The sequence below is a fragment of the Streptomyces sp. NBC_00090 genome (genome assembly GCF_045160815.1).
In the GTDB taxonomy this organism is placed as follows: Bacteria; Actinomycetota; Actinomycetes; order Streptomycetales; family Streptomycetaceae; genus Streptomyces.
Genome location: NZ_CP108224.1, coordinates 9,040,000 through 9,060,822, shown reverse-complemented (window position 1 = coordinate 9,060,822; position 20,823 = coordinate 9,040,000). Strand labels below are relative to the sequence as shown.

Sequence of the window (20,823 nt, the reverse complement as noted above, 5' to 3'; positions counted from 1 at the left end):
GTGCCACGACACACCCACGACACGCCTACGGCGCCCGCACGTGGTGCGGGCGCCGTAGGCGTGTCGAACGGGGCCGAGGTCTCAGCCGCGGACGATGTTCTCGGCCTGCGGACCCTTCTGACCCTGGGTGATGTCGAAGGTCACCGCCTCGCCCTCGGTCAGCTCGCGGTATCCGTTGCCCGAGATGTTGGAGTAGTGAGCGAAGACGTCCGGTCCGCCCCCGTCCTGGGCGATGAATCCGAAGCCCTTTTCGGAGTTGAACCACTTCACGGTGCCGCTGGCCATGCTCGTCCTTCTGGTCAATTCAGCAGCGGCCCGGGGTCGGACCGCCGCAGCGCCCTTCCCCGGGCGCCCACTCCGGTCTTCCCCCGCCCCACCCTCATCTACACTCACCGGTCCGATCTTGTGACAACTTTCGTCGGCCCACACCCGGCGTGTCCTTTTCCGACCACTTCCGTCGCTCAGGTGGTGGCCGGCTCCCGCTCGTAGGGGATCTTCTCCCCGGCCTCCACCGCCACCGGCAGCCGGTTCTCGGCGGGCGGGAGCGGGCAGGTCGCGAAGTCGGTGTACGCGCAGGGGAGGTTGGTGGCGCGGTTGAAGTCCAGTACCACCGCGCCGTCGGGACCCGGCGCGTCGACGCGGAGGTCGCGGTTCGCCGCGTACGTCGTGACGCCCGAGGTCGCGTCGGTGAAGAGCACCGTGAGGCTGCCCGGCGCGTGCCCGTTGAAGGCCGTGAGGCTCAGCTCCCGGCCGTCGAGGCTGAAGGCGATACGGCCAGGTGCGTCGTAGACGTGCCGCAGCCCCTCGACACTGGCGCCGACGGTCGTCGGCCGCGGCTCCGGGAAAGGGATGTACCGGCCGGTGACCACCCAGCGCGGATCGGGCGTGTACGCGGGCGTTCCGGCGAAGTCGACCCGCAGGGGATGACCGGGATGTCGCGGCCGGACGACGTCGTGGCCGCCCCGCTTCGCGACCTCGATCACCGAGTCCCCCCATTCCGCGTTGACGCCGCCCCGCTCCGGGATGACACCGAAGAGGTGCCGCCCCCGGACCACGGTGCCGTCGACGACGAGTTCCGTCCCCTCGTCGAGCTCCACGGTCACGCCGTCGGGTCCGGTCGACCAGGCCCCGGGTGCGTCGGGGAAGCGCTGCGGCTCTGCGGCGAGCCAGTGCAGGCCGGTGATGGCGAGGAAGCCGTGCTCGGCGGCGAGCCGGGCGTCCTTGGCCCGGTGCCACTCCTCCCATTCCGCGGCGAAGCCGTTCGCCTCCGTGCCCGGGCCCGTCACTCCGCCAGGGGTCGTCACCCCGCCCGGGGTCGGGTGTCCGTCCGCCTCCTTGTCGCTGTCGGTCGCGCGGGTGTCGGGAACGTCTCGGACGCTCATGTGTCCTCCTGTCGTGGTGCGCGGATGTCGTGCGCCGGGAGGCCGGTGTCCGCACGCTCACACGCCGCCGACCAGGCCGACACCCGTGCCCCACCTACCCCCGTGCCGGAGCGGCGGGCGTGGAAGGACGGAGCGGTCGTCAGGGGGTGGTGTTCGGGCTGTGACGGGCGCGCGACTGCCGCTCGTTGGCGGGCGGACGTCGCGGGACGAGGGCCTCGATATCAGCCGGAACAGGACGTGGTCGTGACGCGCACGTAGTCCACGTGTCGGCGCGTCACGAGCAAGGTCATGCGGCCAGCAAAGCACACCTTCCGCGCACGCCACCAGTGCGCGCCGCAGCGGCGCCCGGCCGCCGTGGCCGGCCGCCGTGGCGGCCCGGGGCGCCGCGGTCGGGCGCCGCAGCCGCGCTAGGTCGTGTGTCGAAAGTAGCGCCGTCTACCCGAAGAGCAGGCGGGACTTTCGACACACGCCCTAACGGCCCTGGAGCGCCTTGACGTTGTCGCCGAACGTCCAGCCCTTGGACCCGTCCCAGTTCGCCGACCAGGTCATCAGGCCCTTGAGCGCCCCGCCGTAGTGGTTCCAGGCCTGGGCCACGACCGAAGGCGTCATGTGACCACCGCCCGCACCGGGCTGGGCGGGGAGGCCGGGGACCTGCTTGTCGTAGGGCACCCGCACGGTGGTGCCCTGGATCACCAGCCCCCGGTTCAGGCAGTCGGTCTGCGCGACGAACCCGGCGACGGTTCCGGCGGAGTAGGAGTCACCGGAGCATCCGTACATGCTGCCGTTGTAGTACTGCATGTTGAGCCACCACAGACGCCCGTTGTCGGCGTACTTCTTGACGATCGGCAGGTACGCGCCCCAGATCGACCCGTAGGCCACGCTGCCGCCCGTGACGTACGCGGTCTCCGGAGCCATCGTCAGTCCGAAGCCGGCGGGCATGCGGGCGAAGACTCCGTCGATGATGTGCACCAGGTTGGCCTGCGACGGGGAGAGCGTACCGATGGAGCCGCTGCCGACCAGGCCCGTCTCGATGTCGATGTCGATCCCGTCGAAGTTGTACTTCTTCAGGATGGGCACGACGGTCTCGATGAACCGGTCGGCGACCGCGCGCCGGCTCAGGTCGATTCCCGCGGCGGCACCCCCGATCGACATCAGGATGGTCGCTCCGCCCGCCTTGGCGCGGCACATCTCCGCCGGGGTGGAGACGCGGACGGTGTTGTCCATGCCGTCCTCCCACAGCACGGTGCCGTCCGAACGGATCACGGGGAAGGCGGCGTTGATGACGTTGTAGCCGTGGGCCGCGAATCGCGGGTCGTCGATGGGGGCCCAGCCGAACGGCGGGTGGACTCCGTTGGCCGCGCCGTCCCAGTTCTCCCAGTAGCCCTGGAGCACCTTTCCGGCGGGCCTCGTCTTGAGGGCACAGGTATCCGCGGCGGCGGTCGGGGCGGGCTCCCCGGCGTCCGGGGCGGGTGCGGGCACGGGCGCCGGCACGGGCACGGCGGCCCGCGTGCGCTTCGCGCCTTCGGCGGCGGCTGGGGTGGCGGGGGCCGCGAGGGCGGCGGCCGCGAGCAGGGTGACGAGACCCGCTCCGAGGACACGGGTGATCCGAGGGCCTGGCATGCGTGCTCCTGGGGACGTGGGGGTGGTCCTGGGCATGGCGCGCGCTCCAGCAGACCGTAGGTTGGTCCAGACCTTTCGTCAATCACCTGCACAGGCACGTCACTTGCCGGACCGCACGCCGGGACGGCCACTCGTTCGCTTCGCCGGTGTTCCGGTCTGCGTCACAGCGGCGGGGCCCGGGTGCTCGGCCCCGCGTTCGGCGGTCCCCCGCTCAGCGGCCCCTCTCGCCCGTGATCAGCAGGCCTGCGACGAGGCTCGCGAGCAGCATGAGGCCCGCCGCCCCCCACAGGACGACGGAGTAGCCGCTCAGGACCGCCGCGTCCGCCTGTTCGACCACCTCGGCAAGGGATTCCGGCAGGCCCTGTCGACCGAGCAGGACGCCGCCCTTGAACGCCTCGGCCAGGGGCTCCGGAAGGCCCGAGAGGTCGTTCAGCCGGCTCGAGATCGCCGAGGCGAGGACGGTGCTCATCAGCGGCGCGGCGATCCAGCCGCCCAGGTTCTGGGCGGTGAGGACCAGCGCCGCGGTCCCGCCGGACCGCTCCGGGCTCGCCGCCCCGGTCGCCGTGGCGGCGAGAGGTACGAGGGCGAGGCCGAGACCGAGTCCGGCCAGGAGCGTGCCGGGCAGGACCAGGCCGGTGTACGAGCTGCCGCTGTCGAGGCGGGCCAGGAGACCCAGGCCGGCCGAGGCCAGCAGCAGGCCCGGGACGATCAGGTGGCGGGGCTCCAGCCGGTGCTGGAGGCGGGCGGAGATCTGGGTGGAGCCGATCAGGACCGCACCCGCCATGGGCAGCAGGGCCTTGCCGATCTGGGCCGGGGTGTAGCCGAGGCCGCCCTGCAGGTACTGGTACAGGATGGGGAACAGGACGAACGCGCCCGCCCCGACGAGCGCCAGGGCGATGAGGGAGCCGATGCGCCGGCGGTCCGTGAGGACGTATGCCGGGACGAGCGGGACGCTCGTCCTTGTCTGCCACCACGCGAAGGTCACGAACAGCGCGGCGCCGACCACGAGGAGAACCTGTGTCAGGGGGTCGCTCCAGCCGCCCGGACCGGGGGTGCTGGAGGCGTGGATGCCCTGGGCCCTGTCGAAGCCGTAGGCGAGGGCGGCCAGCGCGCCGGTGCCGAGCAGCACGCCCGGTACGTCCGGACGGACCGAACGGGCAGAAGCGGGGGCCGCGCGGTCGTTCACCAGGCGGCTCGCGACGAGGGCCCCCACGGCCGCGAACGGAACGGTGGCGTACAGGCACCCGCGCCAGCCCAGCATGTCGACCAGCCAGCTGCCCATGAACAGGCCGATCGTCAGCCCGCTGCCGGCGGTCACGGCATAGATCCCGAGGGCTCTGCCGCGCTCCTTCGGATCGGTGAACCCGCCGGTCACAAGGGCCAGGGCGGCCGCCGAGAGCAGCGCGGCGAACGCTCCTTGCAGGGCGTGGGCCGCGACGAGTACGGCGGTGACGCCGGCCGACCCGACGAGCGCGGAGGCCGCGGCGAAACCGGCCAGGCCGACGATCAACGCCCATTTGCGGCCCAGGAGATCGGCGAGGTGCCCGCCGAGCAGCAGAAGCCCGCCGAAGGCGAGCCCGTAGGCGAGGAACATCATGCGCAGATCGTCGGCCGGGAGTCCCAGGTCGGCCTGGACGGCCGGGGCCGCCACGGTCGTCGTCGCCGCGCCGATCACCACCAGGAGCTGAGCCACGACGGCCGCGGCCAGTCCCCACCAACGCCGGGGGGACGGGGTCTGCGCGTCGGGCGGATACGGGGGCGGCGACCAGGTGCCGGGCGCGCCGACGGCGAGGCCCTCGGCCGGCCCGAACCCCGGCGGCGCCGGGCGGGCGTCCACCGGAGTGGTGGGGACGTAGCCGGGTGATGGCGGACCCGGCCGGTGCGGCTGCGCCACGTGCTGGTGCTGGGGCTGGGCCGGGATCCGGGGGTCCAGCGGCGTGGCGCGCGTCTCCGGCGCGAAGTCCAGCAACTGGGCCGCATGACGGCCGAGTTGGGCGAGCACCGCGCCGGGCAGCCATTCCTCGGCCCGGTCCGACACCGTACGGGCGGCCACGTCGGCGGGTGTCGGCCGCCGAGCGGGGTCCTTGTGCAGGCAGTCGCGTACGAGGTCGAGGAGCGACTCCGGTACGCCGGTCAGGTCCGGCTCCTCCTCCGCGATCCGGAAGAGGTGAGCGTTCAGTCCCGTCTCCGTGGCGCCGAAGAGGAGGCGGCCGGTGGCCGCGTACACGAGGACGGCGCCCAGGCAGAACACATCGCTGGCCGGGGTGAGTTCGAGTCCGCGCACCTGCTCGGGCGACATGAAGCCCGGCGAGCCGATCAGCATGCCGGTCCGGGTGTGGAGGCTGTCCCCGGCCAGGCTGTCCATGGCCCGCGCGATGCCGAAGTCGATCACGCGCGGCCCGTCCACCGTCACGAGCACGTTGGACGGCTTCAGGTCCCGGTGGATCAGACCCGCCCCGTGCACGGACCGCAAGGCGACCGCGAGGCGGTTGGCGAGGGTGCGGACCGAGTGTTCGGGCAGGGGGCCGAAGTCCTTGGCGACCACGGTGGTCAGATCGGGTCCCGGGATGTACTGGGTCGCGACCCATGGCACCGGCGCGTCGGTGTCGGCGTCCAGCACGGCCGCCGTCCAGTCGCCGCCGACCCGGCGCGCCGCGGCCACCTCGCGAGCGAACCTCTGCCGGAACTCCGGGTGTTGGGCGTGCTCGGCCTGCACCACCTTCACGGCGACCGTGCGGCCGGCTTCCGACCGGCCGAGATACACCAGTCCCATGCCACCCGCGCCCAGGCGGGCGATGAGACGGTACGGGCCTATGCGCGTCGGGTCTTCGGTGATCAACTGTTCCACGCGAGTAACTTAGTTGAGCGACCCGACGCCCCGGGGCGATTCCCCGGGTCGAGCGGGTCAGTCTTCCAGTGGGCGGGTGGCCGGGCCCTGGAGCACGGTGCCGTCCGGGGCGAAGCGGGAACCGTGGCAGGGGCATTCCCAGCTCTGCTCGGTCTCGTTGAAGCCCAGATCGCAGCCCATGTGCGTACAGCGTCTGCCGGTCCGCCGGCCGGCCAGGTAGTGGCGGGCCACGGTGGACTGACTTCGTACGACTCCGGGTACCTCGCGGACGGGCAGGTGCCGGCGCGGATCGACGAGCTCCGTCCAGGCCGGGCGTGGTGCGCCCGTCAGATGGGCCGTGAGCAGACGGCCCGCGGCGACGCCGTTGCTCAGTCCCCATCCGCCGAATCCGGTCGCGACGTACACGTGCTGGGTGTCGGGGTGCTCGTGGCCGACACAGGGCAGCCCGTCGGCCGTGTGCACGTCCTGGGCCGCCCATCGGTGGACGGTCGGCGCCTCGGCGAAGCCCGGCAGCTGCCCGCGCGCCCAGGCCTCCAGGCGGTCCAGCCGGTCGGGCACGCCGCCGCTGCCCGGTTCGAACGCCTCGCCCGCGACGATCAGCAGCCGCCGCCCCTCGCCCAGCGGGGCGGTGCGCACCGACCGGGTGCCGTGTTCGGCCGTCACGTACATGCCGTGGGGGGCGTGCCGCTCCTCGACGGAGGCGGCGACGACGAGCTCGCGGAGCACCGTGAGGCGCACGACGAGCGAGGAGTGGCAGCGGAGGGGGAAGTGGGTGGCGAGGACGACGTCCCGGGCGTGGACGGTGCCTCCGCCCTCCAGCGAGAGGCGGCAGTCGATGCCCTCGTGGAGCCCCGTGACGCGGGTGTTCTCGTGGACGCGGCCACCGTGCGCGACCAGGTCGTCCGCCAGTCCGAGGAGGAACCGGCGCGGATGGAACTGCAGCTGGTCCTCGACCCGGACGGCCGCCGCGACCGGGTACGGCAGCCCCGTTTCGGTCACGGCGGCGGCCCGCAGTCCGGCCTCGGAGGCGGCGGCGGCCTCCGCGTGGATCTCCTCCACGCGGTTCTCGTCGAGGGTGTACGTGTAGGCGGGCCGACGCTCGATCTCCGCGTCGACCCCGAGCTCCGCGCAGAACCGCGCGACCTGGCGCAGCGCGTCCTCCTGGGCTTCGGCGTAGTTCGCGGCCGCCTCCGCGCCGTGGCGGTCGCGCAGCGACGCGTAACGGAGCCCGTGCAGCGAGGTCAGCTTGCCGGTGGTGTGTCCGGTCACTCCGGTGGCGATCCGGCCGGCTTCCAGCACGACGACGTCGCGCCCGGCGCGGGTGAGCTCGCGTGCGGTGCACAGTCCGACGACGCCGGCTCCGACGACGGCCACGTCGGCGGCGAGATCTCCCTCCAGCGGTGGGTGGGCGCGGCGGGGCGGCGCCGACTCGATCCAGTACGAGTTTCCGGTTCCGTGCATGGCCCACTCCTCTCGACGGTCGCCCGTCAGGCGTCTACCCGCGGCCTCCGCGGCCAGTCACCCGCGGTGCGGACGCCGAGCGCCGCCGGTTGGACCGGGCCGCCCCGCGCGGGCACGCGAGCAGGGAGGCGGGGCCCCTGCGCATCGCAGGGGCCCCGCATGCGGACATGTACGACTAGGCGTCGCGCCGCTTCGTGGCTTCACGGGCCTTCTCGGCGGCCTCGTGCATCTTCTCGCCGGCCTCGCGGGCCTTCTCGCCGGCGTCACGGGCCTTGCCCTTCATCTGGTCGGTCTGGCCCTCGGCTTCCAGGCTCTCGTCGCCCGTCACCTTGCCGACCGTTTCCTTGATCTTGCCTTTGCCCTTCTCCATGTCGCCCTTGCTCATGAGTCGATTCCCTTCATGTGTCGAAGTCGGGTACGCCGTCGTCGAACACGCCGTCGTCACGGCCGGATCCCGCCGTCGATTACGCGGAGGATCGCCGCGGAGAAGGCGTCGAGGTCGGCCGGCCTGCGGGAGGTGATCAGGGGATGGCCTCCCGTGGAGTCGACGACGACCTCCTTGTCGTGCCAGTTGCCGCCCGCGTTCTCCAGGTCGGGGCGGAGCGACGGGTACGAGGTCAGTTCGCGGCCCTTCGCCAGGTGGCTGTCCACCAGGAGCCAGGGGCCGTGGCAGATGGCTGCCACCGGCTTTCCGGCATCGGCGAAGGCCGCGACGAGGCGGCGCGCCTCGGTGTCGGTGCGCAGCCGGTCGGCGTTCATGGTGCCGCCGGGCACGATCACGGCGTCGAAGCCGTCCGCCGTCGTCCGTGCCATGGTCGTGTCCGGCTGGACGACGGCACCCGGGCGGCGGTCGCCGACGAGCGTGTGTACCGGCCCGTCCTTCTGCGCGGCCACGGTGACGGCGGCGCCCGCCTCGCGCAGTACGGAAACCGGTCTCTCCAGTTCATCCTGTTCCGTCCCGTAATTCGTTGTGAGGACGAGAACACGCTTTCCGTCGAGCGACACGATGCGTTCCTCTCTGCCGGCCGTGGCGGTTCCTACACCTGCGACTTCCCGAAGAAACAGTGTCGAATCATCCGATAACGGGCATCCTTTCTCCAGAAAGCTCGACCGGCGGCCCTCAGCCGCCGCCCCCTTCGCGGCCGCGGCGCAGGTCCACCGCCACCGTCGAAGGAGCACTCATGGTCACTGTCAGGGTCCGTGCCGTCACCGACACCGCCGTCTCCGCCCGTGACGCGGGAAGCGCCGGGATTTCGGGGGCCACCACGCGGCGGGCGGCGCTCGCCGGACTCCCTGAGCCGACCCGTCCCACCGCCGCCTCCACGGACGACGCCCGCACGATGTCCGTCGCGCTGCTCCGGCGCCTGCACGAACTCGACGAGGGCACGCCGGAGTACTCCTACGTCCGCAACACCCTGGTGGAGCTCAACCTCAGCCTGGTCAAGTTCGCCGCCCGGCGGTTCCGCAACCGCGCCGAGCCGATGGAGGACATTCTCCAGGTCGGCACGATCGGCCTCATCAAGGCGATCAACCGCTTCGACCCCGACCGTGCCGTCGAGTTCTCGGCCTTCGCCCTCCCCACGATCGTCGGCGAGATGAAGCGTTTCTTCCGTGACACGAGCTGGGCCGTACGGGTTCCGCGCCGTCTCCAGGAGCTGCGGATCGACCTGGCGAAGGGCGCCGACACGCTGGAGCAGGACCTCGGCCGCCGTCCGACCCGGGCCGAGCTGGCCGCACTGCTGCAGCTCACGGAGGACCAGGTCTCCGAGGGCCAGCTGGCCGCCCACGGCTACGCCGCCCTCTCCCTGGACGTTCCGACGGGCGACGAGGACTCCTCCCCCGGTACGGCCGAGCGGCACCTTGCCTCCTCGGAGCTCTCGTACGAGCTGATCGAGTCGCTGACCGCCTTGCGGCCCCTGCTCTCCCGGCTCGACGACCGCGACCGCCACGTCCTGGAGCTCCGTTTCGGTGAGGAACTCACACAGGCGGAGATCGGCCGACGCCTCGGCCTCTCCCAGATGCACGTGTCGCGCATGCTGAGCCGGATCCTCGGCGGACTCAGGCGGGACCTGCTGGACGACGGCTCGGACGAAGGCCCCACGACGGCCGCGTCGGGCGGCTGACCTCCAGCCACACCACCTTGCCCACGCCCCCCGGTGTCTTGTCCTCACAGCCCCACGCTCCGGCGAGCCGGTCCAGCACCATCAGTCCGTGCCCGCCGGGCAGGGCGGGCGAGCGCGACACCTGGACGCGCGGGTGTTCGGGGTTGGCGTCGGCGACCTCCACCCGCAGGCCTTCCGTGCCGTGCCGCAGGACGAGCTCCTCGGGGCCGCCGGCGTGCAGGCACGCGTTGGTGACCACCTCCGAGACCAGGAGCAGGACGTCCTCCACCCGCGCCCCCGCCTCCTCGGTCTCCGCCGGGATCCACCCCCAGTCGGCCAGCGCCTCGGCGGTGAAGTCCCGGCAGCGCGCCACCACGCCCCGGGTCCCGTGGAGGAGGAGCCTGCGCACCTGGTCCGGCAGACCGTCAAAGCTCGCGACCATGGCTCCCGCCGCCTTCGTGACCGTCGCGACCACTGTGACCCCGCTGACCGCCCTGACTCCACTGACCGCCCAGACCGCCATGCCCGCCATGCCCGCCCTCGGCGAGTGCCTCGCTCAGGGTCTCGTACGTCCGGAAGACGGCCCGGACACCGGTGATCTCGAACGCCCGGTCCACCGGCGGGCGCAGCCCGACGAGGTCCAGGCGTCCGCCCGCCTCCACTATCCGCAGGCGTGCCCTGAGCAGGGTGTTCAGCCCGGAGGAGTCACAGAACCCCAGCCCGGAACAGTCCACGATGATCCGTCCCTCCCCGGCGCACTCCTCCAGCGCGGCCCGCAGGGGAGCCGCCGTGTCACGGTCGAGCTCCCCGCTCAGGACAAGGACGTCCGTGTCCGTGCCCGCCGGCCGCCGCGTCTCGACCGTGAACCGCTCAGGCGACGGCTCGGCCCCCACCTCCGCCGGCTTCCCGTCCCGCATGGACCCTCAGCCTCCTTGGACGACGTGCCCTTCCCCCAGCATTTCCGAGCGACGGGGATTCTGCGCGCGACGGCTCTGCCGCGGGCCGGCGGAGGAGGTCCCCTCCGGAGTTCGCCGACCGGTCGCTCCGCGCGTTCGCATGGCGGGCGCCGCGGGGGACGGCCTGTGCACGATACGGAAGCGGTGGCTCTCCCGGGCGAGTTCGCGTCCGTCAGCGGCGACGAATCGTGCCGTCACCTCGTAGGTGCCACAGCTCGCCCGCCCGACGGGCAGCCGCTCGGACGGCAGCTGGATCTCGTACGGTCCGCCTGCCCGGAATCCGCCGAGCGCGGTCCGCGTCGTGCCGATCACGTTCCCCCCGTACCGTCTGGTCTCCTCGACGGCCAGCCCGTCGATCGCTTCCGCCACGCGGAACGTGAGGGCGACGGTGAGGACCGCGCCCTCGGGCAGTTCGACGGGCTCGCCGCCCCGCGCGTCCGGAGGCACGATGTGGGTTCCCCACTCCTCCGAGGTCAGGGCCACGTTCAACAGCTCGAACAGCGCCATGACGCGTTCACGTCCTCCCGGTAGTCGCGGTCGCCGCGGTACCTGCGACCGCGACTACCCCGCCCGGCTCCGCTCACGCATCCCGTCCACGCATGCCCGCGCGCCGGCGGGGCAGCAGCACCACGAAGACGCGGGACCCGCCCGTCCTGTCGGGGCGGACGCCCTGCTCCTACAGGCCCCGGAGCAGCCTGGGCGGAGGGACCCGCGCCCGGGAGCGAGGAGGCGGAGGAACCTCATGGAAGCCGGACGGCGTACGGGAGGCCGGAGGGATCGACATCCGGACCGCTTCGTCCTGGACGTCCTGCCCGGGAGGAAACCCGGCGCCGTCGTCCTCGTCGTCGCCGGCGAGCTCGACCACGACACCGCGGACCCCTTGCGGCGCGCGCTGCAGGAGAACTCCGGGGCCCGGCACGTCGTCGTCGACTGCTCCCGGCTGCGGTTCTGCGACTCGACCGGGCTGAACCTGCTGCTGCGTGCGCGGCTGCGGATGCTGGCCGCGGGAGGACGGCTGGATCTCTCAGGACTCCGTCCGCCGGTGGACCGGGTCTTCGAGATCACCGGGGCGCGGAGGGTCTTCCAGGTGTACGAGGACGCCGACACCGCGCTCGCCGCCGAGTCCGCGGCGGGACGACCGGATTCGGCGCGGGCGGGCGGGTTCGGCACGACCGGGCGGGGCAGTCGCGGCGTATGACCGGCCGGGACGTGCAGTGTGCGACCGCCCCCACCCGCCGCTACGAGCTCGCCGAGGGTGCCGGGGTCGTACGGGAGTGCCGTGACCTCACGCAGCGGGCGCTGAGCGAGTGGTTCGGGCCCGCGGGCGCGCCCGGGCGGGTCGCCGCCGAGGACGCCCTGCTCCTGGTGTCGGAGATCGCCACGAACGCGTTCACCCACGGCGGCGTCCCGTACGAACTACGCCTCGACCGTTCCTGCGACCGGCTGTGGGTCCAGGTCAGCGACACGAGCCCCACGCCGCCCCGGCCGCACGGGCCCCACCGCGCGGGCCAATCCTCCGGGCACGGGCTCTACCTCCTGGAACGGCTCTCCGCCTCCTGGGGCTGCGTCCCACGTGGCGGCGGCAAGGCCGTCTGGTTCGAGGTGGTGGTGTCCCGGGCCGGGAGTGGCGCACGGACCTAGAGTGGAGGGGTGGCGTGGGGCCGCCGAGGCGCACCCCCGTACCCGGCCCGCACCACGATCGCCCTGGCGAGGTGCGAGTGCGAGGTACGAGGTCCTCATGACAGAGCGCAGACCACGCCCCGACGCGGCGGGGCTCCCCACGGAGCTCGGCGAGGACGGCCTTCGACAGTTGCTCGCCGGGCTCACCGCCGTGCGGGACGGGGATCTCTCGGTCCGGCTCCCCGATGCCGGCGGCGGCATCCTGGGGGAGATCGCCGGGGTCTACAACGACATGGTCGGCCAGCTCACGCTCGTCACGTCCGAGGTCACCCGTGTCGCCGGTGAGGTCGGCGGGCAGGGGCTGCTGGGCGGCCGGATCCGCGAGCCGAGAGCCCGGGGGGTGTGGCGGGAACTGACCTCCGGCGTCAACACGATGGCCGACAACCTCACCTCGCAGGTGCGGTCCATCGCCCAGGTGGCGACGGCCGTCGCCCGTGGGGACCTCACGCAGAAGATCCGCGTGGACGCGCGCGGCGAGATCCTGGAGCTCAAGGAGACCATCAACACCATGGTCGACCGGCTGTCCTCCTTCGCCGAGGAGGTCACCCGGGTGGCCCGGGAGGTGGGCACCGAGGGCAAACTCGGCGGGCAGGCCACCGTCCACGGGGTCTCCGGCACCTGGAAGGACCTCACCGACAACGTCAACTCCATGGCCGGCAACCTCACCAACCAGGTGCGCAACATCGCCCAGGTCACCACCTCCGTCGCCCAGGGCGACCTGACCAGCCGGATCGACGTCTCGGCCCGCGGCGAGATCCTCGAACTCAAGACCACCATCAACACCATGGTCGACCAGCTGTCGTCCTTCGCCGCCGAGGTGACCCGGGTGGCCCGGGAGGTGGGCACGGAGGGCAAACTCGGCGGGCAGGCGGAGGTCGAGGGCGTCTCCGGTACGTGGAAACGGCTCACCGAGAGCGTCAACGAACTCGCCGGGAACCTGACCCGCCAGGTCCGTGCCATCGCCGAGGTCACCAGCGCCGTCGCCGAAGGGGACCTGACCCGTTCGATCACCGCCGACGCGCCCGGTGAGGTCGGGGAGCTCCGCGACAACATCAACGCCATGGTCGAGTCGCTGCGCGCCACGATCCGGTCCAACGAGGAACAGGACTGGCTCCAGACCAATCTGGCCAGGATCACCGGCCTCCTCCAGGGCACCCGGAGTCTGCCCGAGATCGCCGGGCTGACCATGGCCGAGGTGCCCCCGCTGGTCGCCGCCCAGTACGGTGCCTTCTTCCTCGCCGAGGACGGTGAGCGGGGCATCGAGCTCGTCATGACCGCCTCCTACGGCTCTCCCGACGACCCCGACAGCCCGCCGCGCCGTTTCCGCCTCGGACAGTCCCTGGTCGGGCAGGCCGCCCACGACCGGCGCGCCCTCCTCGTCGAGCACCTGCCCGAGGGCTACGCCACCGTCGCCTCGGGAGCGGGTTCCGGTGAGCCGAGCACGCTCGTCGTCCTGCCGATCGTCGTCGAGGAGCAGGTCCTCGGCGCCGTCGAGTTCGCCTCGCTGCACCCGTTCACGACTCTGCGACGGGAGTTCCTCGACCGGTTCGTGGTCAGCGCGGGAGCCGTCCTCAGCTCCCTGGTCGCCAATCTCCGCACCGACGAGCTGCTCGGGCAGTCCCGGAGACTCGCGGACGAGCTGCGCTCGCGGTCGAAGGAGTTGCAGAGCCGCCAGCAGGAACTGCAGAGCTCCAACGCGGAGTTGCAGGAGAAGGCCGCCCTGCTGGCGCAGCGCAACAAGGACATCGAGTCCAAGAACCTCGTCATCGAGCAGGCGCGGCAGGAGCTGGAGGCGCGGGCCCAGCAGCTGTCGCGCACCTCCATGTACAAGTCCGAGTTCCTCGCCAACATGAGCCATGAGCTGCGCACCCCGCTCAACAGCCTGCTGATCCTGGCCCGGTTGCTCGCCCAGAACACCGAGGGGAACCTGACGGAGAAGCAGATCGAGTACGCCGAGGTGATCCACTCCGCCGGCTCCGACCTGCTCCAGCTGATCAACGACATCCTCGACCTGTCGAAGGTCGAGGCCGGCAAGATGGACGTCAGCCGCGAGCCGTTCGCCCTCCGTGAGCTGATCGAGTACCTGGAGACGACGTTCGGACCGGTCGCCGACGAGCGTCGGCTGGAGTTCGCCGTCTCGCTGGCGGAGGACGTGTCCGACGGGCTCGACGGCGACGAGGCACGGCTCCGTCAGATCCTCCGCAACCTGCTGTCCAACGCGCTCAAGTTCACCGAGAAGGGCCGCGTGGCCCTCACCGTGGAGTACGCGACCTCCGACGAGCTTCCGCCCGCACTGCGCGGCGGTCGCCGTGTCCTCGCCTTCCGGGTCGCGGACACCGGGGTCGGTATCCCGGCCGAGCAGTTGAAGCACGTCTTCGACGCCTTCCAGCAGGGCGACGGCACCACCGCCCGCCGGTACGGCGGCACTGGTCTGGGGCTGTCGATCAGCCGGGAGGTGGCCGGCCTCCTCGGCGGCACCATCGAGGCGGCCAGCACGCCCGGCCGCGGCAGCACGTTCACCTTCTATCTGCCCGTGCACGCGCCGGGGCACGATCCGGTACCGGCCGCGGCCGCCGCTCCCGGTGCTCCGCGGACGTCCGGCTCCGCCGTCCCCGCCGACCGGTCGCCGTCGGACGACGCGCGCGCCGGGAAGGAGGTCGCGACCGTTCTGGTCGTCGACGACGACGCCCGCAACGTCTTCGCCCTCAACGAGGTCCTCGAAGGGCACGGCCTGCGTGTGCTCACCGCCGACGGCGGTCGTGCCGGTCTCGACGTACTCGCCGAGCACGACGAGATCCGGCTCGTGCTCATGGACGTCATGATGGCCGGCATGGACGGCTACACCGCCATCAAGGCCATCAGGAGAATGCCGGGCCACGCGGGCCTCCCCGTCATCGCGGTCACCGCGAAGGCGATGCCGGAGGACCGCGCCCACGCACTGGAGGCCGGCGCCGACGACTACGTGTCCAAGCCGGTCGACGAGCACGAGCTGACGGCCAAGATCCGCACCTGGCTCTCCGGGTGACGGATCCACGAACCGGGGGCCGCTCCCGTGTCACCGGTCCGGGGGCCGCTCCCGTGCCACCGGTCGCCGACGGATCCCGCACCCTCAGGGACGGCCGACGGATCCCGCGCCGTCACGGGGCCGCCGACAGGTCCCGCACGTGCGCGGCGACGATGCTGGTGTCGTCGTCGGTGTCCCCGGTCGCACTGCTGAGCAGTTCGTCGACGAGCCGGTCGGGCGCCCGGTCCGCGAGCCGCTCCGCCTCGGCGGCGAGCCGTGTCAGGCCCTCGTCCAGTCCGTCGTGGCGGCGCTCGATCAGCCCGTCGGTGTACAGGAGCAGCGTGTCCCCCGGACGCAGCCCGATCCGCTGTTCCCGGTAGGAGAACGAGGGCACCGCGCCCAGCAGGATGTCCTGGGGCGGGTCGAGCAGTCGCGCCCGGCCGTCCCGGAGCAGCAGCATCGGCAGATGCCCGGCACTCGACCAGAGGAGGCCGTGGTCATCGGGGTCGTACAGGGCGCACACCGCCGTCGCCGTGGTGCCGCCCCCGGTCCGCAGCGTCACCTCGTTGAGCCATCCCATGAGCTGCCGGGGCGAGTGGCCGGTGAAGGCGAGCGCCCGCTGGGCGTTGCGGAGCGCCACCATCCCGGTGACGGAGTCGATCCCGTGTCCCGCGATGTCTCCGACCGTCACGAGGACCTTGCCGCTCGGCAGGGCGAGGACGTCGTACCAGTCGCCGCCGACCCGGTACTCCTCCAGGGCCGGCCGGTACCGGACGGCCACGACCAGATCGCCGGGCAGTTCCTGGAGACCGAGGACTTCGGGCACGATCGCCCGCTGGAGCTGGAGCGCCAGCTGATGACGCGTCTCGGCCTGGTGGTGCAGTGACGTGAGGCGGTCGAAGGTCGCCGTCAGCGCCGCCTCGGTGCGGCGGTTGTCCGACACGTCCTGGTACACGCCGGCGATCGCGGTGACCGTCCCGTCGGCGATCAGCGGCTCCGCCGACACGCGCACATGGCGCACTGTCCCGTCGGGGCGCACGATCCGCAGCACCGTCTGCGCGCCGGCCTGCCGCTCGGTGAGGGTCCGCAGGAGGTCGGTGAGGGCCTCGCCGTCGTCCCGGTGCACCCTCCCCCGCAGGCCCAGGAGCGGTACCGGCGCCTCGTCCGGGCCCATGCCGAACAAGCCGTGTGCCTGCTCCGACCAGACCGTGTCCCCACCGGTCAGGCTGTCCTGGAAGAGGGCCACGCTCTGCAGCCGTGCGACCGCGCGGGTCGCGGCGAGTCCGGGGTCGCCGGCGGTGTGCCACATGAGTACGGTGCGCCCCTCGCCGGCGGGGACCGCGCGGACGTCGAGCAGTGCCGCGGGTTCCTCCGGCCGGGCCGACACGGGCAACCGGCCGGCCCGCTGGGTCCGCGTGGTCGCGGCGGCGCGTCGGGCCATACGGGCGAGATCCGTGTGGAGTCCGGGAAAGACGCCGGTCAGGGAGGCGTCTTCGGCGGGCGGCGCACCGCCGAGCGCGGCGATCGCCTCGTCGTTGAGATGTTCCACCGTCGGATTCCGGGACGTTCCGTTGGCGTGGAGGACCATCGCCGGATGGGTGAGGGAGTCGAGTACGTCCGCGAGTACGGGGTCGGCGGGCGGCGGTGTGCCGGTGGTGTCCAGCACCGTGCACGCGACCTCCATGAGCCCGGTGAGGGCCCGCCGCAGCGTTCTGTCGAAGTCTGTCGGTCCCGGCCAGCCGACGAGTGCGAGGCCGACGGTTCTGCCCCGTCGTCGCAGCGGCAGCAGGGCGCGGGCCGCGTGTTGCGACGGCCCCGGAAGCGGTTCTCCATCGGTGGGGCCCTCATCGAGCCAGGTGGCCGTGCCGTCCACGAGGGCGGAGCGGAACGGCTCCGGAGCCGCCGGGGGGATCCACTGCCACGCGGCGGCCTCGGCGGCGCCCACGCCCGCGTGTCCGATGAGCCGCAGACAACCGGGATCGACGCGCTCCCAGAGCCAGATGCTGTCGGCGCCGAGCGGGGAGAGCCCGGTCTCCAGCAGGATCCGGGCCGCCTCACCGACCGTGTCGGCGATCTCCGCCTCCGCGGCCACCCTGCGGGCCCGCCGATCGTCGGCCGGCCCGTCCGGCGGCTCGAAGCCGGGGCCGTCGCTCCCGGGCGGAGCGACGACGCAGGGCCCCTCTTCCTTGGCGGCGGCGTTCACGATGTCCGCCGCGATGTCCCCTATGTCCAGACCCGTCGCCTGTGCCAGGGCGACCAGGTGTTCGGCCGCGTCGTTGGCTGCCAGCCGGAGCTGGCCGGCGAGTACACCGGTGGCGAGATCCACCAGATGACGGTGGGCGAGACGGGTGCGCAGCCAGCGGTTCTCGGCGGCGAGGCCGGTGAGTCCGGTATCCACCAGGGCGCCGGAAACCAGCCCCGAGGACCCCGCGGAACCGGTCAAGACGACCTCCGTCCCACTGTCGCAGGGACGCCTGGACACACGGCCGTGTCCGCTCCGAATTCTACTCGCGGGCTCCGCCCGGGCGGCCCGGCCTCCGAGTTCGTCGAACGGGCTCAGGCCCTGGGGACCGTCTTGTCGATCACCGGCCGAGCCTGCCCTAGCCTGTCCCTGACAATGGGGGGTGCCGCTGATGCGGAAGACGAACGGCCTGAAGGTGTCGGCTCTGGCCGCCGTGGTCCTGGCGGGCCTGCTCTCGGCCTGCGGCGAGCAGGAGCCCGATCCGGAACGGGTCGCGGCCTGGCGGGAGGACTACTGCTCGGATCTGGCGGCCTGGCAGCGGATCACCCACGACCCGCCCGAGAAGGGCTACGGCAACGAGCCCGCGCTCACCGCCGCGGCGGTGATCTCCGCGGCGAAGGTCGTCGACCGCGAGCACCTCGACCACGCGGGCAGCCACATCCTGAACGACACGGCCCAGGCCGTCTCCCACGACGACCGAGACGCGGAGGGGCGGGTGTCGGCGTACTGCTCCGCGGTGGGCTTCGAGACACTGATGAAGTACTAGTAGTGCTTGGTCATGTGTGTTCTGTGATGGCGTGTCTTCTTGATCGGTCGTGTCGTTGACCGGATGTGCTGGGTGGGGAGTTGGCTGCGGTCCGGTGTGATCTGGAGGACTTCGCGGCAGAGATGTTCGAGCCGTTCGCGCGAGCGGACCAGCGACGGCGGGGCGAGGTCTATCTGCGGGGCCTGCTGATGGACGGCGGGCGCAAGTCGGTGGAGCCGATGGCCACCCGCCTGGGCGAGGACGGAAACCGGCAGGCCCTGGCCCACTTCGTCACTTCCAGCCCGTGGGATGCGGTGCATGTGCGGGCCCGTCTGGCCTGGCGTATGCAGCCGGTCATCAAGCCCACCGCGTTGATCATTGATGACACCGGGTTCCTCAAGGACGGGGACGCGTCCGCGTGCGTGACCCGGCAGTACACCGGCACGGCGGGCAAGGTCACCAACTGCCAGGCCGGGGTCTCGCTGCACCTGGCTTCCAACGGCGCCTCGGCGGCGGTGAACTGGCGTCTGTTCCTGCCCGGGAGCTGGGATCCCGCCTCGCCGAAGGCCGATCCGGCCAAAGTGGCCCGCCGTTCCAAGTGCGCCATCCCCGTCGAGGTGGGCCATGTCGAGAAGTGGCAACTGGCCATCGACATGATCGACGAGACACGTTCCTGGGGCATCGAGGTGCCCCAGGTCATCACCGACGGCGGCTACGGGGACACCGCTGCCTTCCGGCTCGGCCTGGAGGAACGCGGTCTCGACTATGTGGTGGGCGTCTCGACCACGACCACCGCGCACCCCGAGGACGCACAGCCCTGCACCCCGGCCTACACAGGCCGAGGACGACGGCCGGTCCCGGCCTACCCCGAGCCGGCGCAGACCGTGAAGCGCCTGGTCATCGCGGCCGGGAAACGCGCCGCACGGCCGGTGCAGCGGCGGGAGGGATCGCGGCCGGGCAGTGGCCGCAGCGGACACAAACGCATGTACTCGCGCTTCGTGGCCCTGCGGATCCGGCCCGCCGGACGTGAGATCCACAAGGCAACGGCCACCGCCGAGCTTCCGGTCCGCTGGCTGCTGGCCGAATGGCCTGCCGACCAGGACGAGCCCGTGCAGTTCTGGCTCTCCAACCTGCCCGAGACCACTCCGCTGCCCGTCCTCGTGCGCACCGCGAAGCTCCGCTGGCGCATCGAGAACGACTACCGCGAGATGAAACAGGCCCTGGGCCTGGCCCACTTCGAAGGCCGAACCTGGCCAGGCTGGCATCACCACGTCACCCTCGTCTCGGTCGCCCACGCCTTCTGCACCTCGCAGCGACTGAGCCGATCCCCAAAAGAGACGGCGTCGGTCTGAGCCTCTACCGAGTCGTTCGCGAGCTGCAGTTACTCCTCGCGATCTGGACCGGCGCCTGCCCCACCTGTCACCGCGACATGCCAGACCCCGCACCAACATGACCAAGCACTACTAGTACTGCAGCTGTAGATCGTGATCTTCATTTCTGGGGTGCGGCTTGTCGTCGGTAATGGCTGGCCCGTGATCGCTCCTGGTGGCGGCGTCGCCAGTCGGACCAGCTGAGCCGGTGGGCCACGTCGTGGAGAGGCTGGACGGCGACCGTGATGAACAGGCGCTGGATCTCGTTGCAGGACAACGGGATCAGGTCGGCTGGTCCTTGGCCGCGGCCGTGTTCGTTGGCGCGGACCACTGCGAGGAAGGCGTGGGCAAGCATCGCGAGGGTGACCCAGCGGGCCCAGGAGGGGTAGCGGCGAACCTGATGCTCGTCGAGCCCCGCCAGCCCCTTCTCTCTTTGGAAGGTCTCTTCCACCCGCCACCTTGATCCGGCGACCTTCACCAGGGTGGTCAGTGGCGCTGGCCGGGTGGAATGACAACGGTAGTAGGCGAGTTCGCCGGTGGTGCGGTTGCGGCGGATCAGCAACTGGTGGTGGCCTGGTGTCGGGTTGGCGAGCTCGATGACAGCCCAGTCGTAGAACCGCTGTCCCTTCGCGCCGCGTCCAGCGGTCAGCTTCTACCAGGCAGGCCTGGGCACCTTCTGGACCAGCGCGTCGGCCCGGATGATGCCCGCGCTGGTGGTCACTTCGGTCGAGCAGGCCACCGCCAGGACGTACCCCATGCCGCGTTCTTCCAGCGCGGATCGCAGCTTCGGGTTGCCTCCGTAGACCTCGTCTCCGGTCACCCAGTCCACGCGGTGTCCGGCATCCATGAACCGTTCGATCATGGTGCGGGCCAACTCCGGCTTGGTTGCGAAGACGGTTTCCTCGCCGAGCCCTGCCGCCCGGCAGCGGTCCGGGTCGCGCGTCCAGGAGCGCGGGACGTACAGCTCCCGGTCCACCGCCGCGTGTCCCCGGGCGCCGGCATAGATAAGGTAAACGGCGACCTGGGAGTTCTCGATCCGTCCCGCGGTGCCTGTGTACTGGCGTTGGACCCCGACGGTGTGGGTGCCCTTCTTCACGTCGCCGGTCTCGTCGACGACCAGCACCGCGGCCTCGCCGTGGAGGTGCTCGACGACGTATTCGCGGACGTCGTCGCGGACGGCATCGGCGTTCCAGGACGCCCGGCACAGCAGGTGCTGCATGCCGTGCGGGGTTGCCTCGCCGGCCCACTCCGCGATCGTCCAGCAGTTCTTGCGCGGCAGGTCCGACAGCAGGCCCAGCACCAACCGCCCGGCCCGTAGGCGAGGTTCATAGCGGGCGAACCGGCCCGCGATGCGCCCCATGGCCACCTCAAACGCCTCCCGCCAACGTGCGGGATTTATGCTGTGACCAGTGG

At 71.8% G+C, this 20,823-nt stretch carries 17 protein-coding genes and 1 pseudogene; 6 read left to right on the top strand and 12 right to left on the bottom strand.

The features are described from left to right. Window positions 1-81: 81 nt before the first annotated feature. From OG361_RS40150 to OG361_RS40120, 7 genes are all read right to left on the bottom strand, one after another. Window positions 82-285 carry a cold-shock protein gene (locus OG361_RS40150; RefSeq protein WP_030213732.1) on the bottom strand — a complete coding sequence of 68 codons (204 nt, stop codon included), beginning with the start codon at window positions 283-285 and terminating at the stop codon, window positions 82-84. A gap of 176 nt (window positions 286-461) precedes the next feature. Beyond that, window positions 462-1,382 carry a DUF1684 domain-containing protein gene (locus OG361_RS40145; protein WP_405861705.1) on the bottom strand — a complete coding sequence of 307 codons (921 nt, stop codon included), beginning with the start codon at window positions 1,380-1,382 and terminating at the stop codon, window positions 462-464. 471 nt (window positions 1,383-1,853) lie between these two features. Continuing rightward, window positions 1,854-3,002, bottom strand: coding sequence for a chitinase (locus OG361_RS40140; RefSeq protein ID WP_405861703.1), 1,149 nt, complete (start codon window positions 3,000-3,002; stop codon window positions 1,854-1,856). A 211-nt stretch (window positions 3,003-3,213) separates the two neighbouring features. Further along, window positions 3,214-5,850 (bottom strand): MFS transporter, encoded by a 2,637-nt coding sequence (locus OG361_RS40135; protein WP_405861701.1) that lies wholly within the window; start codon window positions 5,848-5,850, stop codon window positions 3,214-3,216. A gap of 57 nt (window positions 5,851-5,907) precedes the next feature. Further along, entirely contained in the window at window positions 5,908-7,311 is a 1,404-nt protein-coding gene (locus OG361_RS40130) for an FAD-dependent oxidoreductase (protein WP_405861699.1), read from the bottom strand. A gap of 175 nt (window positions 7,312-7,486) precedes the next feature. Continuing rightward, complete coding sequence (locus tag OG361_RS40125) at window positions 7,487-7,696, bottom strand: CsbD family protein (RefSeq protein WP_405861697.1); 210 nt, start codon at window positions 7,694-7,696, stop codon at window positions 7,487-7,489. Between the two features lie 56 nt (window positions 7,697-7,752). Further along, window positions 7,753-8,316 carry a type 1 glutamine amidotransferase domain-containing protein gene (locus OG361_RS40120; RefSeq protein ID WP_405861695.1) on the bottom strand — a complete coding sequence of 188 codons (564 nt, stop codon included), beginning with the start codon at window positions 8,314-8,316 and terminating at the stop codon, window positions 7,753-7,755. 176 nt (window positions 8,317-8,492) lie between these two features. On the opposite strand from OG361_RS40120, the gene OG361_RS40115 reads away from it, so the two are divergent. Continuing rightward, window positions 8,493-9,434, top strand: a complete 942-nt coding sequence (locus OG361_RS40115) for a SigB/SigF/SigG family RNA polymerase sigma factor (RefSeq protein ID WP_405861693.1) — start codon at window positions 8,493-8,495, stop codon at window positions 9,432-9,434. On the opposite strand, the gene OG361_RS40110 is transcribed toward OG361_RS40115, so the two are convergent. From OG361_RS40110 to OG361_RS40100, 3 genes are read right to left on the bottom strand one after another with little or no spacing between them, the layout of a single operon-like run. Further along, window positions 9,370-9,855, bottom strand: a complete 486-nt coding sequence (locus OG361_RS40110; RefSeq protein ID WP_405861691.1) for an ATP-binding protein — start codon at window positions 9,853-9,855, stop codon at window positions 9,370-9,372. The two genes, OG361_RS40115 and OG361_RS40110, sit on opposite strands and share 65 nt — an antisense overlap. Continuing rightward, complete coding sequence (locus OG361_RS40105) at window positions 9,839-10,330, bottom strand: STAS domain-containing protein (protein WP_405861689.1); 492 nt, start codon at window positions 10,328-10,330, stop codon at window positions 9,839-9,841. The genes OG361_RS40110 and OG361_RS40105 overlap by 17 nt, the downstream gene beginning before the upstream one ends. A 6-nt stretch (window positions 10,331-10,336) precedes the next feature. After that, complete coding sequence (locus tag OG361_RS40100) at window positions 10,337-10,876, bottom strand: hypothetical protein (protein WP_405861687.1); 540 nt, start codon at window positions 10,874-10,876, stop codon at window positions 10,337-10,339. Between the two features lie 235 nt (window positions 10,877-11,111). Between OG361_RS40100 and OG361_RS40095 the strand changes: the two genes are divergently transcribed. From OG361_RS40095 to OG361_RS40085, 3 genes are all read left to right on the top strand, one after another. Beyond that, window positions 11,112-11,567 (top strand): STAS domain-containing protein, encoded by a 456-nt coding sequence (locus OG361_RS40095; RefSeq protein ID WP_405861685.1) that lies wholly within the window; start codon window positions 11,112-11,114, stop codon window positions 11,565-11,567. After that, window positions 11,564-12,010 carry an ATP-binding protein gene (locus tag OG361_RS40090; RefSeq protein WP_405861683.1) on the top strand — a complete coding sequence of 149 codons (447 nt, stop codon included), beginning with the start codon at window positions 11,564-11,566 and terminating at the stop codon, window positions 12,008-12,010. Before OG361_RS40095 ends, OG361_RS40090 begins: the two co-directional genes overlap by 4 nt. Window positions 12,011-12,107: 97 nt before the next feature. Then, complete coding sequence (locus OG361_RS40085) at window positions 12,108-15,074, top strand: HAMP domain-containing protein (protein WP_405861681.1); 2,967 nt, start codon at window positions 12,108-12,110, stop codon at window positions 15,072-15,074. Window positions 15,075-15,186: 112 nt separating this feature from the next. Here OG361_RS40085 and OG361_RS40080 read toward each other — a convergent pair whose 3' ends face one another. Further along, window positions 15,187-17,496 (bottom strand): SpoIIE family protein phosphatase, encoded by a 2,310-nt coding sequence (locus OG361_RS40080; protein WP_405861679.1) that lies wholly within the window; start codon window positions 17,494-17,496, stop codon window positions 15,187-15,189. Between the two features lie 190 nt (window positions 17,497-17,686). Here OG361_RS40080 and OG361_RS40075 point away from each other — a divergent pair, with 190 nt between their 5' ends. After that, entirely contained in the window at window positions 17,687-18,061 is a 375-nt protein-coding gene (locus tag OG361_RS40075; RefSeq protein ID WP_405861677.1) for a hypothetical protein, read from the top strand. 122 nt (window positions 18,062-18,183) lie between these two features. Next, window positions 18,184-19,392: an IS701 family transposase gene (locus tag OG361_RS40070; protein WP_405861675.1), complete on the top strand. Its 1,209-nt coding sequence runs from the start codon at window positions 18,184-18,186 to the stop codon at window positions 19,390-19,392. A gap of 139 nt (window positions 19,393-19,531) precedes the next feature. Here the strand turns inward: OG361_RS40070 and OG361_RS40065 are convergent. Further along, window positions 19,532-20,770 (bottom strand): annotated as a pseudogene (locus OG361_RS40065) (IS701 family transposase). Between the last annotated feature and the right edge of the window lie 53 nt (window positions 20,771-20,823).